Annotated in this window: 21 protein-coding genes and 1 pseudogene; 4 read left to right on the forward strand and 18 right to left on the reverse strand. The window is 70.8% G+C overall.

The features are described 5' to 3' along the window. A pseudogene (locus NBX02_RS15785) lies at positions 1–786 on the forward strand (hypothetical protein); the annotation flags it as partial. Between the two features lie 59 nt (positions 787–845). Continuing rightward, positions 846–2,111, forward strand: a complete 1,266-nt coding sequence (locus tag NBX02_RS15790) for an ornithine cyclodeaminase family domain (RefSeq protein WP_250281635.1) — start codon at positions 846–848, stop codon at positions 2,109–2,111. 65 nt (positions 2,112–2,176) lie between these two features. Here NBX02_RS15790 and NBX02_RS15795 read toward each other — a convergent pair whose 3' ends face one another. From NBX02_RS15795 to NBX02_RS15840, 10 genes are all read right to left on the reverse strand, one after another. Further along, positions 2,177–3,166 carry an ROK family glucokinase gene (locus tag NBX02_RS15795; RefSeq protein WP_250291979.1) on the reverse strand — a complete coding sequence of 330 codons (990 nt, stop codon included), beginning with the start codon at positions 3,164–3,166 and terminating at the stop codon, positions 2,177–2,179. Then, a complete protein-coding gene (locus NBX02_RS15800; RefSeq protein WP_250281640.1) occupies positions 3,163–3,882 on the reverse strand; it encodes a hypothetical protein in 720 nt (239 codons plus the stop codon). The genes NBX02_RS15795 and NBX02_RS15800 overlap by 4 nt, the downstream gene beginning before the upstream one ends. Then, positions 3,879–5,093 carry an ArsA family ATPase gene (locus tag NBX02_RS15805; RefSeq protein WP_250291981.1) on the reverse strand — a complete coding sequence of 405 codons (1,215 nt, stop codon included), beginning with the start codon at positions 5,091–5,093 and terminating at the stop codon, positions 3,879–3,881. Before NBX02_RS15805 ends, NBX02_RS15800 begins: the two co-directional genes overlap by 4 nt. Positions 5,094–5,099: 6 nt before the next feature. Continuing rightward, on the reverse strand, positions 5,100–5,534 hold the full coding sequence (locus NBX02_RS15810; RefSeq protein WP_250281644.1) for an SRPBCC family protein: 435 nt from the start codon (positions 5,532–5,534) through the stop codon (positions 5,100–5,102). Positions 5,535–5,901: 367 nt separating this feature from the next. Continuing rightward, complete coding sequence (locus NBX02_RS15815; protein ID WP_250291983.1) at positions 5,902–6,669, reverse strand: metallophosphoesterase; 768 nt, start codon at positions 6,667–6,669, stop codon at positions 5,902–5,904. Positions 6,670–6,730: 61 nt separating this feature from the next. Further along, the gene (locus NBX02_RS15820) at positions 6,731–7,453 is read right to left on the reverse strand and encodes a hypothetical protein (protein ID WP_250291985.1); all 723 of its coding nucleotides are present in this window, start codon (positions 7,451–7,453) and stop codon (positions 6,731–6,733) included. Between the two features lie 184 nt (positions 7,454–7,637). Continuing rightward, positions 7,638–8,774, reverse strand: coding sequence for a glycosyltransferase family 4 protein (locus NBX02_RS15825; protein ID WP_250291988.1), 1,137 nt, complete (start codon positions 8,772–8,774; stop codon positions 7,638–7,640). Between the two features lie 104 nt (positions 8,775–8,878). Next, positions 8,879–9,805 carry a hypothetical protein gene (locus tag NBX02_RS15830; protein ID WP_250291990.1) on the reverse strand — a complete coding sequence of 309 codons (927 nt, stop codon included), beginning with the start codon at positions 9,803–9,805 and terminating at the stop codon, positions 8,879–8,881. A gap of 298 nt (positions 9,806–10,103) precedes the next feature. Beyond that, entirely contained in the window at positions 10,104–10,502 is a 399-nt protein-coding gene (locus NBX02_RS15835; RefSeq protein ID WP_250291992.1) for a hypothetical protein, read from the reverse strand. Between the two features lie 256 nt (positions 10,503–10,758). Further along, a complete protein-coding gene (locus NBX02_RS15840; RefSeq protein ID WP_250291993.1) occupies positions 10,759–11,313 on the reverse strand; it encodes a Uma2 family endonuclease in 555 nt (184 codons plus the stop codon). 196 nt (positions 11,314–11,509) lie between these two features. Between NBX02_RS15840 and NBX02_RS15845 the strand changes: the two genes are divergently transcribed. Together NBX02_RS15845 and NBX02_RS15850 are read left to right on the forward strand one after the other, a co-directional pair. After that, complete coding sequence (locus NBX02_RS15845) at positions 11,510–11,740, forward strand: FitA-like ribbon-helix-helix domain-containing protein (RefSeq protein WP_250291996.1); 231 nt, start codon at positions 11,510–11,512, stop codon at positions 11,738–11,740. After that, positions 11,737–12,144, forward strand: coding sequence for a type II toxin-antitoxin system VapC family toxin (locus NBX02_RS15850; protein ID WP_250281657.1), 408 nt, complete (start codon positions 11,737–11,739; stop codon positions 12,142–12,144). The genes NBX02_RS15845 and NBX02_RS15850 overlap by 4 nt, the downstream gene beginning before the upstream one ends. 94 nt (positions 12,145–12,238) lie before the next feature. Here the strand turns inward: NBX02_RS15850 and NBX02_RS15855 are convergent, their stop codons facing one another. The 8 genes from NBX02_RS15855 to NBX02_RS15890 all read right to left on the reverse strand — a co-directional run bounded on the left by NBX02_RS15855 (position 12,239) and on the right by NBX02_RS15890 (position 16,837). Then, complete coding sequence (locus NBX02_RS15855; protein WP_250291998.1) at positions 12,239–13,279, reverse strand: hypothetical protein; 1,041 nt, start codon at positions 13,277–13,279, stop codon at positions 12,239–12,241. A 395-nt stretch (positions 13,280–13,674) separates the two neighbouring features. Next, the gene (locus NBX02_RS15860) at positions 13,675–13,881 is read right to left on the reverse strand and encodes a helix-turn-helix domain-containing protein (RefSeq protein ID WP_445548469.1); all 207 of its coding nucleotides are present in this window, start codon (positions 13,879–13,881) and stop codon (positions 13,675–13,677) included. A gap of 149 nt (positions 13,882–14,030) precedes the next feature. Continuing rightward, complete coding sequence (locus tag NBX02_RS15865) at positions 14,031–14,261, reverse strand: hypothetical protein (RefSeq protein WP_250291999.1); 231 nt, start codon at positions 14,259–14,261, stop codon at positions 14,031–14,033. Positions 14,262–14,584: 323 nt separating this feature from the next. Beyond that, complete coding sequence (locus NBX02_RS15870) at positions 14,585–14,881, reverse strand: helix-turn-helix domain-containing protein (protein ID WP_250281663.1); 297 nt, start codon at positions 14,879–14,881, stop codon at positions 14,585–14,587. 129 nt (positions 14,882–15,010) lie between these two features. Beyond that, complete coding sequence (locus NBX02_RS15875; protein ID WP_250292001.1) at positions 15,011–15,346, reverse strand: XRE family transcriptional regulator; 336 nt, start codon at positions 15,344–15,346, stop codon at positions 15,011–15,013. 159 nt (positions 15,347–15,505) lie between these two features. After that, the gene (locus NBX02_RS15880; RefSeq protein WP_250292003.1) at positions 15,506–16,033 is read right to left on the reverse strand and encodes an ATP-binding protein; all 528 of its coding nucleotides are present in this window, start codon (positions 16,031–16,033) and stop codon (positions 15,506–15,508) included. A gap of 169 nt (positions 16,034–16,202) precedes the next feature. Next, entirely contained in the window at positions 16,203–16,640 is a 438-nt protein-coding gene (locus tag NBX02_RS15885; protein WP_250292004.1) for a PIN domain-containing protein, read from the reverse strand. Then, positions 16,637–16,837, reverse strand: coding sequence for a type II toxin-antitoxin system VapB family antitoxin (locus NBX02_RS15890; RefSeq protein WP_250292006.1), 201 nt, complete (start codon positions 16,835–16,837; stop codon positions 16,637–16,639). Before NBX02_RS15890 ends, NBX02_RS15885 begins: the two co-directional genes overlap by 4 nt. Positions 16,838–16,855 lie beyond the last annotated feature (18 nt).

Here is a 16,855-nt window from a genome sequence, read left to right on the forward strand (position 1 = left end):
CCGCAGGCCAGCCCGCCCGGCGCCGAAGCGAGTGGCGCCGGCGCGCCCGGCCCCACCGGCCACCGTGGGACACGCCGCGGCGATCCGCCGTCCGGAGACGGCAGGCCGAAGGAGCGGCCGAAGGAGCGGCCGAAGGAGGACGCAGCCATCGCCGGGCCACCGGCGGCGGGCAGCCCCGACGGGGACGGCGGCGGCGGTGCGCCCACGGCGCGGGACACGGGCCAGGAGACGGACCAGGACGCGGTCTTCGCCTCGCTCGTGGCCCGTTTCAACGCCGAGCCCGTGGAACGGACCTGGCCGTCCAGCGAGGACGTCACGACGCGCACGGAGCCTCCGGGCGTGGCCGTGCGCCCGGTCTGGCGCTTACCGCTCGACCCGGACCGGCAAAAAGATCATATTTTCCTTCCCGTGGACGACAGCGCGACCACCGGCCCGGCCGGTGAACGGCCGGACGTCGATCCGCCGGGCGTCCCGAATGATGCCGGCGGCTACGACGACCCTGATGACCCCTCCGGTGACCCGTCCAATGACCTGTCCGACCACTACGACCCACCGCCCCCACTGCCGGCACCCCGCATGAAACCCACTACCCGGTGGGCGTTGTGCTCTATTGCCGTCGGCGTCGCGATCCTGTTGGTCCCCACGATTGCCGGGATCGACCATGGCAGGCCCTACGACGTCGGAGGAGTCATGCTTGTGCTGGGCGGAGTCGCCACACTGGTGTTCCGAATGGCGGATCGGCCGCCCACCGACTCAGCGGACGGTGACGACGGTGCGGTCGTCTGATCCCGGTCCGCCGGCAGGCGGACCGGGCACCCGCGTCAGGGCACGGAAGGGGCGGCTGCGTGGAGTTCCACGAGAAGGTCGAGATACACGGTCACCTGATGGACACCGGCATTCTCGCCCGGGTACTCGACGACGTTCTCAGCTACGGGGGCGACTACGAGATCAGGAGCATCGATCTCGGCACGACCCATGACGACGAGTCGCACGCGACGATCGTCGTCGGGGCCGACTCGGCGGAGCAGCTGACCCGCATCCTCATGAGGATCAAGGCGTACGGCGTCAACAGCGTGGAGCCGGGCACGGTGCTGCTGCGGGCGGCCGACCGTGACGGGGTCTTCCCGCCCGACTTCTACTCGACCACCAACCTGGAAACCGTGGTCCGCCTCGGCGGCCAGTGGGTGCCGGTGGAACATCCCGAGATGGACTGCGGCCTCGTCGTCTGCGACGGGCGGGTGCGCACCGTCCCGGTCTCCGAGGTCCGGGCCGGCGACATGATCGTGTGCGGCGTGTCCGGGGTGAAGGCCGTGCTGCCGGTGACCGACCACTCGACCCGGCTGTACGGCACCTTCCAGGCCCTGTCGTCGCAGTCCGTCTCGTCGTCCACCACGCTGCTGGCGCCGCAGCGGCAGGCCGTGCTGGTCCGCGCGATCGCCCGCCAGATCCGTGAGCTCAAGGCGGAGGGCTTCGGGGTGCTGTGGGTGGCCGGGCCCGCCGTCGTGCAGTCCGGGGCCACCCCGGCCATGGTCGCGCTGATCGAGGCCGGCTACGTCGACGTGCTCTTCTCCGGCAACGCCTTCGCCGCCATCGACATCGAGGCGGCCCTGTACGGGGCGGCGTTCGGCAACGAGCCGAGCCGCGGCAAGGGGGCCGAGCGCGGGCACGAGCAGTACATCCGGGCGATCAACACGATCCGGCGCGCCGGATCCATCGTCGCCGCCGTCGACGACGGCATCCTGACCAGCGGGATCATGCATGCCATCGTCAAGGCGGGCAAGAAGTTCGTCCTGGTCGGCTCGGTGCGTGACGACGGCCCGCTGCCGGACGTCCACACCGACGTGCTGGCCGGCCAGCGGGCCATGCGCGACGCCCTGCGCGGGATCGGGCTCGCGCTCATGGTCGCCTCGATGCTGCACTCGGTGGCCACGGGCAACATCCTGCCGGCGTCCATCCCGGTGGCCTGTGTGGACATCGACCCCAGCAGCGTCAGCAGGATCGCCGACCGCGGGTTCTCCCAGGCGGTCGGCGTGGTCACGGACGCCGGGCTGTTCCTGGAGCAGCTGGCCCAGGAGCTGGTCGCCGACTACCGTCCGGACACCACTCGCTGACCCCGCTGGCCCCGCTGGCCCGGCCGGCCCGCTCGGCCACGGCCCGACCGGCACGGTCAGCCCGGTCAGCTACGGGCCAGGTCGGCGGCGCCGATGATGCCGCCCCGCGCGGCGAGCTGGGCGGTGACGATCCGCGCCTCGGGACGGTGCCGGCGGGCCGACAGGCTGTTGGCGAACTCCGCGCGGGCCGGGGCGAGAAGAAGATCACCAGCCTCCGCCACCCCGCCGCCGAGCACGAAGAGGCCGGGATCGAGGATCGAGGCCAGGCTGGCCATCGCCCGGCCCAGCCAGGTACCGACGTCCTCGAAGCACTTCACCGCGAGCGGATCGCCCTCCAGGGCCGCCTCGGTGACCGACGGGCCGCGAAGAACGCCCACCTCGCCGCCGGCGAGCTCCAGCAGGCGCCGGCCCGCCGCCGGCGAGGTCGTGACCAGCTCACGGGCCTTGGCCACCAGCGCGTTGCCGCTGCCGTACGCCTCCAGGCAGCCCCTGTTCCCGCACCCGCACAGACGGCCGCCGGCCACCAGCTGCATGTGCCCGATCTCCCCACCGAGCCCGAACCGCCCCCGGTACAGCCGGCCGTCGAGCACGATCCCGCCGCCGACGCCGGTCCCCACCGTCACGCACACCAGGTCCGGCTCGCCGCGGCCGGCACCGAAGCGGTACTCCCCCCAGGCCATCGCGTTCGCGTCGTTCTCCACGACGACCGGCAGGCCGGTGCGAGCACTGACCTCGTCCCGTAGCGGCTCGTCACGCCAGGCGAGGTTCGGCGCGAACAGCACCCGCGAGCGGTCACGGTCGATCAGGCCCGCCGCCCCGATGCCGACCGCCTGCACCGGCCGCGGCGCCACGGCCGCCCGCAGCTCGTCGACCACCTCGCCGATCAGATCGGCCACCGCCGCCGGCTGCTGGCTCGGCGTCGGCCGCCGCAGCGACGACAGGACCGTCCCGGACCCGTCGACGACGCCGGCGGCGACCTTCGTGCCACCGACGTCCACGCCGATCACCAGATCGGGGCGCGCGCTGTCCCTGTCCGACGACGTTGTGATGGTCACTCGACATCGATCCTCTGAACACGCGGCCCAGGCCCCGGCCGCTCGGTTGGCCATCCCCTCACAGCAGTGTCCTCGACGGGGCCGGTACCGGCCGTAGCGGCGCTGTCCGTGCCGGCGTCCGGACGGCCGGCGAGGACCGCCCGCACCGCCGCGGCCAGCGCGGTGGCCGCGGCGAACAGATGCCCGGCCACCTCCGGCCGGCCCGCGGCCAGGGTGTTGACCACCCGGCAGAGCGGACACACCTGGCACATGGTCATCGCCGCGGCGTCCGGACGGGCGTTGTGATGGCCCTCCGGGCGCAGGCCGCAGTCGCAGCCGGCACCGCCGCCCGCGTCACCGGCCCCGCCGGGCGGTGCGGCGGCGCGGCGCCCGGATCCCGTCCAGCCGGGGCCGGCAGCCCCGGCATGACCGATATGATCGTTATTGCCGACGTGGGTGTCGTCACCAGGACGGCCGTTGTGACCGGTGTAGCCGGTATGGGTGGCATAGCCGCTGTGACCGGCGTGGCCGTCGGTGTGGCCGGTGTGGCCGGTGTGGCCGCCGGCGTGGCCGATGTGACCGCTGGCGTGTGTGGCGTTACCTTCAGTGTGGGTGGCGTGGCCGCCGGTGTGGGTGGCGTGGGCCTGGGCCGCCGGGTTCGTCAGCAGCAGGTCACGCACGGCCGCGGCGAGCAGGGCGGCCTCCTGGGCGAGCGGGCCCGGCGCTGGCATGGTCATGTACGGACCCACAGGTCCGGGTCCGGCACGAAGGAGACCACCAGCCGATCGTCGCGCAGCACCGCGCCGGTGACGTCGCACCGGCGCAGCGCGGATGGCAGGGTGAGCATCCGCCGCTGCGACCCGACCGAGACCATCAGCTCGTCCGCGCCGACGCGGGCGAGAGCGATCTCGGAACGCTCCACGAACGGCAGGGTGATCGAGATCGAGAAGCCGTTCCCGGCCCGCTCGACCCGCAGCGGGCCGATCCCGGCCCACCCGCCACCGCCGAGGACGGCGACCGGGTCGAGGGCCGAGTAGGTGCCCGCGGCAAAGGCCGCGAGCTCTTCCAGGCCGACCGGCTCACCGGCCCGGTAGGCCGCGCGCAGGACCGGGATCGGCGCGAAGGAGCGCTCGACGGCCGCTAACTGCTCACGGTGGGCGGCCGCCCAGCCGGCCCGCCAGGCATCTCCCCCGGTGGCGACGTGCACCCGGTTGGCCACCATGGCGTCCACCCCGAACCCGTACAGCGCCAGCGCGCCCACCGCGGCCCTGGTCCGGGAGGCCACGACGGTCTCGGGGGTCAGTACGAGCCGCACGCTGGAGCGCGACGGGTCGGACAGGACGTCACGGACCTCGTCCATGATCTGCTGAAGCCGCGCGGCGGCCCCGGCGAGCGGCCCGGCCACGGCGTCCGGCCAGGTGGGACGGCCCAGCCGCCACGGGCTGCCGCGCAGCAGGTGGGCGAGCCGGCCGTCGATCGGAACGACCCGGCGCAGGTACCACAGCAGTGTCTCCGGCAGGGTCAGCAGGCGCAGTAAGCGGGCGATCGGGCCGGCGTCGACCACGACGACGTCGTAGTCCCCGGACCTGATCTGGTCGAGCAGGTGCAGCAGGGCCAGCACCTCCCCGGCGCCGGGCAGCACCGTCAGTTCACCGGGCTCGATCGGGTCCGCTCCGGTGACCTCCCACAGCCGGCCCAGGGCGGCCTGTATCGTCCACCAGCGGTCCTCGAAGGCACGCTGGGTGTCCACACGCTGGGCGAACAGGCCGGCTTCGATCTCAACGGGGGCCGTGTCCAGCGGATGGTCGAGAACCGCCGCGAGGCCTCCCGCCGGGTCCGCGGACATCACCAGCGTCCGGTTACCACGCTGGGCGGCCAGCGTGGCCGTGGCCGCGGCGACCGTGGTCGTCCCGACGCCCCCTTTGCCCGCGAAGAGCACGCATCGCACGCGTGGTCAGCTCTCGAGGTGTTTCTTGAGATCCCTCAGCGCGGCGTCGACGACACCGCTTTGTACCTTGCGCCGGATCAGGCTCGGAATCTTGACCTTCAGCTCGACGGTGAGGTCGTAGGTGACCTCGGTCCGGCCGTCACCGAGGTCGCGCAGAACGTAGCTGCCGTTCTGCGCGACCAGGTTTTTCCCCTCGACGAGAGTCCAGCTCACCGAGTCGTCACCGCACCAGGTGTACTCGGTGACGAATTCCTCCTTCGCCACCACGGCGTTGACCAGGAAACGGGCCCGTCGAGGACGGCCGTCCGGGCCGGGCACGACGACCTCGGCCCGTTCCACCGGCCCTGACCAGGTCGAATATGCGCTTATATCAGCAATCGCCGCCATCACAGCCGCGGGCTTGGCATTGATCGTGGTACTGGCTCGGGCGTGCTCCGCCATTGGTGACACTGCCTCCACAACTCGCCCGGGCATACCCGACACTGCTGGCATCCCGGTTACATCCTGGCTACTGAGGCATCCAGGATCTCTCCACACGTCAGGATAATCATCCTGACCAGTCGACGAGGCTACCGGACCAGGCACGGACACGGCGGGCGCGTCCGTGGCTGGCGAGTCGTCCACAGGACATCCGCACGTCATCCGCGGGCCATCAGTAGACCGTCTGTGGAGCATCCGTGGAGCATCCGTGGAACACCGACAAATCGCCGGGAGACCGTCGACGGGCCGCCGACAGCACAGCCCGATACCCGGGCTACCAGCGCCTGCGGCCAGGCCGCCCACCACGCGAGCACCCACGGCGGGCCGCCTACCACTCGAGTACGAAAGGCGTTCCCCGGGCATTGAAATGTCCGACGTTGACGCAGCGCGTCGACCCGATGTCGAGCACATCACGATACGGCTGGTGAACATGTCCGAACAACACGTAGCGAGGCTTCACGTCGTGAATGGCCTCCAGCACCGCGACACTGCCCCGTTCGTAACGCCGGGCCACCGTGTCGTACACGAGCTCGGGCAGGTGCGGCGGGATGTGACAGCACAGGACGTCCACCGCCCCGACCGCCGCGACCTTCGCGGCATAGGTCTCGTCGTCGATCTCGTACGGGGTGCGCATGGGGGTGCGTAAACCTCCGCCGACGAAACCGAACCGCAGCCCGCCGATCTCGGTCGTCTCGCCGTCGAGCAGCGTGACGCCGTCCCGCAGATAGTCCAGGTAGAGATGTGGGAGATCGACGTTGCCATAGGTCAGGAAAGTCGGCGTGGGAAAGGCTGCGAACAACTGTTCGTACTGCCGGCGGATCGCCCGCTCGATGATCGCCTGGCGGTCGTCACCCAAGGTGGCCCACAACCCGTGGGACCATTCACGGGCTTCGTCGAAACGCTGCTCGGTCCGCAGCCGAATCATTTTCCCGACCGCCTCCGGGCCGAACAGGTCGCCCATGATCCCACGGCTGTGGTCCCGGTAGTCCACGTAGAGAAGAAGGTCCCCGAGACAGATGAGGGCGTCGGCCCCCTGCCCGGCGGCGGCAAGCGCGTCTGCGCGGCCATGAACATCACTGACCACATGGACCCTCATACCGGCCAAGCCTACGGTCACCCCGCCCGAAAAACCCGCCGTACGCAGCCCCCCGCCCGGCTCAACGGGATACCGGCCGTCCCGGGGAATCGGCGGATGGTGCCCGTGGCACGGCGGGCCCCGCGGGTTCCGCCGGTTTCACGGGGTGTATGACCGGTGCCGCGGATTCCACGAGTTCCACGGTAGGCACCGCGGCTCTCGTGGCGTCCGTGGGCTGCCCGGCGAGTTCCGCCGGTTCCGCGGCCTGCGTGCCGGGTGCCGCGAACCGCCCGGGCTGCCCGGCGGGTCCCGCTGCGCCCACGCTGGCCTCAGGCCCAGTAGAAGCAGGCTCGGTGGAAGTGGGCCCGGTGGATGCCGTGGGCTGCGGTGGAGGCGCCACCGCCGGCTCGCCGGGCGCGCGGCCCGCCTCAAGGACATCCTTGAGCACGTTGAGCTGGCGCTTGGTGTGCAGCGAGCGGCGGCGCGCCCACCGTGTCGCGGCGCGTGGACGCAGCCGGCGGGCCTCGGCCGGCCGTCCCCGGTGGGTGGCGTCCGCCCGCAGGAAGACGTGCGCGACGGCCCCGTCGCCCCACGGCTCGAGCCAGATCTCGCTGGTCCCGACCAGCGCGCCGGTCACCGTGAAGCGCAGCCCCTCGGCACCCCGGTCCTGGAAGACGGTGAGCTCGAGATCCGGCCACAGCGCGCGCCACCATGCCGGGTCGTGGACGGCCGTGGACACCACAGCCGGGTCGACGGCCAGGAAGACCTCGTCGACCAGATCGATCTGCACGGGCGAGGGACTCACGTCCGGGATCATGTCAGACGGCGGGCGCCGCTGGGCGGGACACGGCCGCGGCGGCCGGCGCGCGCGGCCGGCGCGTCGGCCGGACCACGAGGAGCGTGACACGGCGTGCGGGCCACGACATAAAACATGCCTGTCGGTAATCAGACCTGGCGCGGTCAGGCCTGTCGTGGTCATGCCTGCCGGATCACGCCTGGGCGGCGTCCGGGAGCAGCAGGTCGCGCAGCCGGGCCGCGAGGACGTCCCAGCGCCAGGCCTCCTCGACCCAGGCGCGGCCGGCCGCGCCCATGGCCCGGGCCCGGTCGGGATCGGCCAGCAGTGCGCCGACGGCATCGGTCACCGCCCGCGGGTCGCCGCCGTCGACGACGGTCCCGGTCCGGCCGTCGAGCACCGCGTCCGGCGCCCCGCCGCTGCGCCCGGCGACGACCGGCAGCCCCGTGGCCGACGCCTCCAGGTAGACGATCCCGAGGCCTTCGACCTCCAGGCCCGCCCGCCGCGTCCGGCACGGCATCGCGAAGACGTCACCGGCGGCGTAGTGGGCGGGCAGTTCCTCCCAGGGGACCGAACCGGTCATCACCACGTGCTCGGCCACCCCGGCGTCCCGGGCCAGCCGTTGCAGCGCCGGCCGGTGCGGGCCCCCGCCGACGAGCAGCAGCGCCGTCCCGGGCGCCCGGCGGCGCCAGGCCGGCAGTGCCCTGATCAGCATGTCCTGCCCCTTGCGCTCGACCAGCCTGCTCACGCACACCACGACCGGACGGTCGGCGAGGCCGTGCCGCCGGCGGATGTCGTCGCGTCCCACACCCGGCCGGAAGAACCCGGTGTCGACGCCGCCGGGCAGCCGGGCGAGGGCCGGCCGGTGGCCGAGGGCCGGCGCGAGCCGCGTCCTGGTGTAGTCGGTCAGGTAGGTGACGGCGTCGACCGTCCGCCCGATGCGGCGCAGCACCTGCCGCGGGCCCGGCAGCACCGCCCAGCCCACCTCGTGACCGTGCGTGCTCGCGACGATCCGGTCCACCCCCGGGTCGCGGCGCAGGCCGGCCGCGAGCAGGCCCAGCGGCGCGGCCGCCCCGAACCAGACGACGTCGCACTTCTCCGAACGGGCGATCGCCCGGGCCCGGCGCTGCACGTCCGGGACGGGCAGCATCAGGGTCGTCGGATGCCGCACCACGGGGAACGGCGCGGCCGCGTCGAACGCGCCCGCGCCCCGCCACGCGGGAGCGTAGACGATCACCTCCGCGGCGGGTAACCGGCTGGCGAAGTTGTACACATATGCCTGAATCCCACCGGGACGCGGCGGAAAGTCATTGCTTACGACCAGCACCCGCATCGGGCCATCCTCCAGCATCCCGCCAGAACGCCCCGACGGCAGGCAGCCCGTGACAGGAGACATCCCGACCGGAGCGGGACGGCTCCCCCAGCGACCGCAAGCGGTCAGGGGCGTAACTGTACGTCCATATATGATCTCCACTGTGCGACGAAATCGGCCTCGGTGACGCCCAGGACCGCCCGCAGCGCATCGGCCAGCCGCGCCTGCGGGTCGCCGGCGCCGGTCCCGGCCTGCCGGTAGAACCTGACCAGCCCGTCCAGGCCGGCCCGGTCCGCGATCAGCCGGCAGGCCAGCCACGCCTGCTGGTAGCGGACGGGGACGCTCCCGTCCGTCGCGGAGAACGCCGCGTCGTCGGGCAGCGCGTCCGGTAGCCGGCCCGCGCGTACCTCGGCGGCCAGTTCCGTGGCCGCCCGGGCCACCGCCAGCCGTACCCCGGCGTGGCCCACGGTCTCGGCGAGCCCCTCCACCAGCCACGTCGGGGTGCCCGCCCCGGTCACGTCCGCGCTGGCCAGGTGGGTGAACTCGTGCCGCAGCACCACCTGCCGTCCCTCGACGCTCAACCGGTCGTAGACCTCCGGATCGACGATCACACGACCAGCACCCGGCCCGTCATCCCCGCTCCCGCCGCCGGCACCATGGCCGGTGCCACTGCCGACGCCACTGCCGGTACCACTACTGATACCACCTCCGGTGCCACTACTGGTACCACTGCCGGTGCCGCCATCGGGCAACGCTCCGGAAGGGCATCCACCCGATGGGCACCCCGGCGGCGGAGCACCGCCCCCGATGCCATCGGACGACGGCCCGGGAGCACCGGCTCCCCCGGCCTTCCACGGGAGCACCGCGACCGCGGCCTCACCGCCTGCCCGCCCCGACGCGGCACGGAAGCCGGCGCCGTCCGCGGGAACCTCCACCACGACCCGGTCGGCCCACGGCCCGTCCCAGACACCGCGCACATAACGCAGCGCCTCGTCGGCGTCACGGCGCACCTGGTCCAGCCGCGACGACGGCGCGCCCCCGACGACCAGCAAACGCCCGGCCGGCTGCCCAGCCGCCCCCTGCCCAGCCAGGCCCCGACCGGCCGGGCGCGGCACGGGCTGTGGCCGGGCCGCACCCGCCGCGTCCCCGAGAACGGCATTTCCCCGACCGGCAACTGCCTGACCGTCACGCTCCTGACCTGCCTGGCCGGTGACAGCTGGCACCATCCCGACGGCGGCCGCCACGCAGACAGCCACCATCACCACCAGCACGCGCCGCCGGAGCCACCGCCCGGCCCGGCTCACCCGGCCGGCCCGGCCGTGACGCGCCGCCGCGGGGGAAGGATGTGGGCTAACCGGTCCGGCGGGCGCGTTCACGGGGGCCGTTCACGGGACGGGGCAACGGCAGCACCTGCGCCATCGGCACCGGCGCCGCGCTCCCGGCGTTCCCGGCGTCCTCGGCGTTCCCGGTCTCCCTGGCCTTCCTGGCCTTCCTGGCCTTCCTGGGCGTCGCGGACGCCACCGGGGGGACGAACCGGGAGCGTGGGATCAGGCCACCGGCGGCGAGAGCGTCCACGGCCCGCTGCTCGTTGTCGTCCCAGTCGACGACACCGCCGGCGGGCTCCAGCAGAACACGCACCACGCAGTCCCCACACGCGGCCCCGCGCACCACGCAGGTGCCACAGTCGATCAGCATCGTCTCCGCCTCCCCGGCCGGAACCGGCCGCCTCGAGCCGACCCGAACGGTCATGACATGACCGCCACGGGTGACGCGATCGCGTCGGGACCCACCGTAGGCACCAGGTCCGACAACTTTTCCGCCCCGACACCCCCAGCGGTCCACCGGACAGCGCGACGACCAGACCGAAAGCATGAATCAGGAATGATGCCGAGGCCGCCAGAGGAAGGATGCCGGGACCAGCAGGAGAACCCAGCACAGCCCGGACGAAGAACGAGACCTGGCCACCCAGCCCCTGACCCCACCAGAAAGCCCAGGCTTGACGCCGCTACAGCCGAGCAAGGTCGATCTTGACGGGGAAAGGCGCGACGGCGTCAACGACACCCGTGAAGACCTCATCGTCACGGTATGCCCTGGTCGCCGGATCGATGACGTAGGTGCGGACGACCGGGACGCCCGCGGGGGGCTGCTCGACCCGCCAGTAGTACGAGATCCCGGCCCGTGCGTACTGCTCGGCCTTGACGACCCGGTCGGTCGTCTCCGAGCCCGGTGAGACGACCTCGACGACAAGCAGGATGTGCTCGGGACGGGCCGGCATGATGTCGATCGTGTCGGCGCGGTACACGACGACGTCCGGGCGCCGGTTCGTCAGCGGCACCTCCTGTAGCCGAACATCGAAGCCGAAATCCGCGTTCCAGCCCGGCCCGGCAGCTGCCTCCAGCGCGACCGCAAGAATCTTGACCAGCCGGTTGTGGCGCTTGAACGCACGAGGGCTCACGACGACCGTCCCGTCCACGATCTCGATGCCCGCGCACTGCTCCTCGGACCAGGAGTCGTACTGCTCCACCGTGATCTGCTGGTGCATCCAGGCGGGAGCAATCATCTCCGTGGCGATGGCACACCTCCTCCAGGCGACCCGACGGCCTGATCCTCCCGAGCCAGCGTAACGCCGCCGTCTCGGGTAGCCGGACCGGTCCTCAACGATCATTGCCCACGGATGGAACGATCTCGGACACGCTCTTCGTCCGCCACTAACGATCTCGATGGCGTATCGCAGGCACTGTAGGTAAAATGCAGGCATGACTGCGATCACTATCCGCGACGTCTCCGAGTCCACCCTCGAAGCGTTGAAAATCAAGGCAGCGAAGGGGGGACGCAGCCTACAGACGTACCTGCTCGACCTGGTCACGCGCGACGCACGGACGCCGTCCCTGGCGGACATGATGACCCGCCTCGACCGCGAGACACGGTCCGACGTCAGCACCTCGGACATCCTTGCCGCGATCGACGACGGCAGGCAACGCCGTTGAGCGATGTAGCGGCCGTGATCGACTGTTCGGCGCTGGTACGGACGCTGACAGACCAGGGTGCGGGTGGAGCCGCCGTACGCCGCCGGCTCGCCAGCCTCGAGTCGCTCGCGGCACCTGGCCTGCTCGACTACGAAGTGGTCTCGGCGCTGTTCGGGATGCTTCGAGGCAACAAGATCACCGAACGAGAGACGACGAAGGCCGTCGCCGATTACCAGATACTGCCGCTCGTGCGGCACGAGACACTGATCCTCTGGCGGCGGGTCCGCGAACTGCATCACAACCTCAGCGCGTACGACGCGCAGTACGTGGCCCTCGCCGAGGCGCTGGGACTTCCCCTGATCACCAGCGACGCCCGCATCGCGCGCAGCGGCGCGGCCACATGCGCTGTCGAGCTCTTCGCCTGACGTTGCGTCAGAACGGTCATCAGGCTGTGCGTGGACTGCCGCGTGCCGTCAGCAGGCGCTCGCCGAAGGCCGTCGCCTGAAGTACCACCCGGCCTCAGCCGAGGAGGCTGGCGAGCATGGGCGCCGGGACGGCCCTGACCGGGTGGTCGAGGTCGAGGATGGATTTGGTGGCGAGGATGCCGTGGCCGTACCTGGCGTCGATGCGGCGGGCTTCGGCGCGCCAGCCGGTGTCGATCCACTTGGATTCGATGGGGGTGGTCGCCATGGGGCCGGCGGTGCCGGGGATACGGACAGGGCTGAGGTCGATCTCGCCACCGGAGCCGGTGCGGGCATAGCCGATGGTGTCGTCGGCGATCCAGCGTCCTTCGTCGTGCTGGTCGACGGCACGGGCGAGGGCGACGGCGAGGGCCATCTCGCTCAGTGCGGGGAACTCCGGGCGGGGCAGGCCGAGGCTGGTCAGTGCCGGCAGCCAGGCGAGGAGCGGGTCGGTGAGATACAGCTTGTGCCGGGTCCCGGCGACGGCCCGGCCGTCGTCGGTGCGCTGGCGGCAGCGCAGGGCGGCGTGTGAGTTGACCAGGCGGATGATGCGGCGTTCGAACAGGTCGCGGTTGGGGTAGCCGAGTTCGGCGGCGGTGGCGGTGAGGTTCAGCGGGCTGGTCATGCGCGCGGCGATTCCGGTGAGCAGGAGCGGGACGGAGTCGGTGGACGCCTCTGGATCGACGTCCGCGCGCAGCCAGGCGAGCAGGTCGCGCAGGTAGGTGGGGCTGACGGCGCCGGCGCGGTGGTGCTCGGCGACCGCGCGGGGGAAACCGCCGCAGGTCAGGTAGTCCTGCCAGGCGAGGTCGAAGTCGTCGACGCTGAACGCGAGGGCGGACAGCGCGCCGGCCGCCGATGTGCTGTCGAGCTCACCGGGATGGCTGACCGGTGGGAGAGGCAGCCGGGGGTGGGTGGCGGTGAGGTAGTCACGGAAACCCATCGGGAGGAGCTGGCGGATGCGGTGCCCGGCCCCGGAACCGGCCCGGCCGCGCAGGACGCGGTTGGCGCGAGCCCACGCCGTCGGGTCCGTACCGGCTGCCGCGCTTGCCCACCACGGGTTCGCATCGGCGAGGACGCGGCGCAGCTCGTCGTCTCGCATGGACCGCGGCTACCTGCCGGCACCACAGAAGGTAGGGGTTTTCGCCCTTGTCTCACCACAGAAGGTAGGGGGTTCTGCTAGATGGCACACCACAGAAGTGGGGAGGTAGACACGACTTTCCGTAGCCGGAACTGTCGAAGGCTGGCATAGAGGACCTCGTCGAACAGACTCGAGACCACGGCGATGCCCAGCTCGACGAACTGGGCCTTGTCCGCTTCGCCGCCGCGTGGCCGCTCGGATCACCAGACAGGAACCGTTGGTGGTGGCGACAAGACCGCGAACGGCACCTGGGCGCCACCCATGCGGCCACGAATCCGCCAGACGCGGCACAGTTAACAAAATAACTACCGGAAGACAATGGACGACACCCTGTGCGATGTGCGCCGCTGGCGCGCCTACGGGCCGGTAGGCACCCTGGGTGCTTTCAGGTGATCTACGGCCGCGTTGCGCTGACGCCTGCGGTATTCGAGCAGGTCGTCGAGCCGGACCTCGCGGTGGCGGCTCGGTTTCTCGAACGGAATGACGCCGCTCTCCAACAGCCGGACCAGCGTGGTGCGCGAGATGCCCAGCAGGTCTGCCGCCTCCTGAGCAGACAGCGTCAGGCTGGGTCAGACCAACACGGGCAGGTCTGTTGACAGCCTGTTCCCACCACGCGTGCGCCCGCGAGTGCTGCGGGAAGCCTGAGATGACCGTGCAAAGCAGCAGATTGACGTCGAGGACGATCACGAGGCTGCCGCACATTATCCATGATCTACTCGTCCTCCAGTTCGTCGGCGAGCCGGTTGAAACCAGACGGATCGAATCCCGGCCGTACAGCCGACTCGTGCGGTGTCAGACGGTATGGCTCCTGTCTGGCATCGGGCGGCGCCAAGGCGCGCCACAACGCGTCGTTGACGATCTGCTTCATGGGGCGACGCTCGCGGTGGACAGCCTCCTCGATCAGCCGGGCGACGTCATCATCGATGGTCAAGGTGGTCCGCATACAAGACATCATGCTTGCCAACCAAGGACCCGGTGAACGCGACAGACTCGTTTGAAATCGTCGGGCGACACAAGAAGATCTGCACGGCACGCCTCAACCGGCGTGGTAGATGCGGAAGCTGTCATCACGTGCTCGACTTTCACACTTTCCTTGATCGCTGGCGGCTGTCGGCGAAGGCGCATTGATTGCACTCATCGAGTTGGGTGGATGTTTCCGCCAGTGGCACGGCTCGATGTCGATGTCGATGTCGATGTCGTCGAACGTACGTTCCGTGAACCTGGCGAGACCACGCCCCCGGCGAATCCCGTGGCCACCGCTGTCGCCTACGCCGCGGAACGAGGGGTGACGCGAACGTCGAGGTCAGCGTCGAGAGCCTCGGCCAGCCGCCCCAGCACGGGGAGTGCGGGTACCGTCCCGCCGGCCTCGAACCGGGCCACCGCCGACTGGGTCATACCTGCCGTCCGAGCCAGCTCAGCCTGGCTCCAGGCACGCCGCAGGCGCAGCTCCCGCACCGCTCGGCCCAGCTCGAACGCCAGCCTGGCCGCCTGGTACGCCTCCCGCGCGCCCGGCTCGCCCATCCGCCGTTCCCTCAGCTCCGCCCAGTCCGCCCGCTCAGCCACCGCCGTCCTCTGAAGTTGACCGGCATGCCGGCCGAGACCGGACAGCTTGACCGCCGGACGCGCGAACCGTCACCTGTCCCAGGTCGGCAACGGTTACCGGCCTTTGTGCCACGCTACCGGTCGTTGGCGTCAGGTCAGGCGGTACTCCCGATCGCCGAAGTCAGCGACGATGCGGAGCTTGCCGCCGAGGGCACTGACGTAGGCACGCAGGGTAGAGATGGTGACGCTGTCGAGTTCGCCCCGTTCGAGGGCGGAGACGCGCGGCTGGGAGACCCCCATCGCGGCGGCGAGGTCGGACTGGGTGCGGTCCTGCTCGGCACGGACCTGGGCGAGATGCCACGCCCGGATGTGATCTTCGGCGACCTCACGTGCCCGGGTCATGTCGGCGTCGTCGAGGTCGAGTTCAGCGAGCAGTTCGCCGGTGTCCTCGTAGGTGTGCCAGCCGGCGGCGGTTCGTCCGCTCATCGTCGATCAGCCTCCCTCTTCCAGCGCTACCAGATGTTCGGCGTGGCGTGCCTCGGCGAGCGGGACCGCCACCTCGTACCACCCCTGCCGGTTGCCGGACTTGTCTCCGACGGGGAACGCTGTCTCCGATCTACTGCCAGCGCCGACGCCTACCGGCCGCTAAGATCCCGAACGGCCCGTAGGGTGGTAAACGGTGCGCCGTCCCCTTCCGCCCTGCTGAGTGATCATTCCGCGCTCGCGCAGGCCGCGGAGGATCTTGCGCACATACTGCGCGGTTACATCGAGCTCGGCGGCCAGGTCGTTGGCGGTCTCGATGCCGTTGTTGACGGCGTCGAGGACCCGCTGTTCGACGTGGGTGAGCACCGGCCGTGCCTGAGCCTGAGCCTGAGCCTGATGAAGGACCACGGTGAATCGGATGCCGTTGTCAACGTAGTGCGCCGGCGGGAGGCCCTGGGTGGCGAGTGCCTCCGTGACCGCGGGGATGCCGGTCGCGAGGGCCTCGATAACCCGCGCTCCGGTACTCGGGGACCGCACATACTGGCAGATATCGACGAGGCGTGCGTTGCGCGCTGAGGTCACATAGTCGCGGCCCAGCCGGTCAACGGTGATTCCATACAGCCCCCCGGGGTTCGACACGACGAGGCGGTGGTGTGCCGGACGCTGAGTGGGGACGCTGGGCCCCGGCATGTCGAGAGCATGCGAGCCCGGTTGGAACGGCTGGTGGAACGGGGTGTTCTCACCGAGCCCGATACCGGCTTGTTCGTCCTGCCCCAGCCCGCTCCACCGACCACCCCAAAGATCAACTCAAGCTGAGGCTCGGCGACAACGAGTAGAACGCCCCCTAAAAGGCTGAATGTCAGGAGAGAGTGCCGCGTGGTGCGATCCACGCGTGCGGCTGCCCGGTGGTGGCCGCGATGTGCTCGAAGTCGGCGTCGTAGTGCAGGATGACCGCACGATGATGTTCGGCCACCGCGGCGGTAAGCAGATCGATCACTCCAGCGGCACGGTGGTGGCCCCGGGCGGCCATCCGGACCTGGACATCACGTGCCCGCTCGGCGACAGCCTCGCTGATCGGCAGCGTCACGTAGAGAGTCCTGCGTCGCTCGGCGATCGTACGTACATCGATGAGGTCACGGCCGGAGTAGCCGGCCTCCAGGTCGACAGTCACACAGGTGGCCGCGGCCCGGTCGGCGATGAGCCCGGCGATGACGTTGCGGACCGCCGGGTGGCCGGTCCGCGCGTGTGCCGACGTGTCGATCAGATAGAGCTGGCCGGAACCGACCGGGAGGGTCACCGACGAGCCTGCCGCATGATCTCCGGATCCGCGATGTCCGGACCGACCCCGAGGGCATACGGGTCGTCAAGCAACTGCTCGATGCGGCGGCGGCGGTTGGCCACAAACGCGAGCGCGGCGTTGACGGTGTCCTTCTTCGTCGTGGTGCCCAGCTCTTTGGCAGCCAGCACCAGCATGGCATCGTCCAGATCGATCATCGTTTTCATATATCCGAT

The sequence above is a fragment of the Protofrankia sp. CiP1_Cm_nod1 genome (assembly GCF_920888515.1).
In the GTDB taxonomy this organism is placed as follows: Bacteria; Actinomycetota; Actinomycetes; order Frankiales; family Frankiaceae; genus Protofrankia.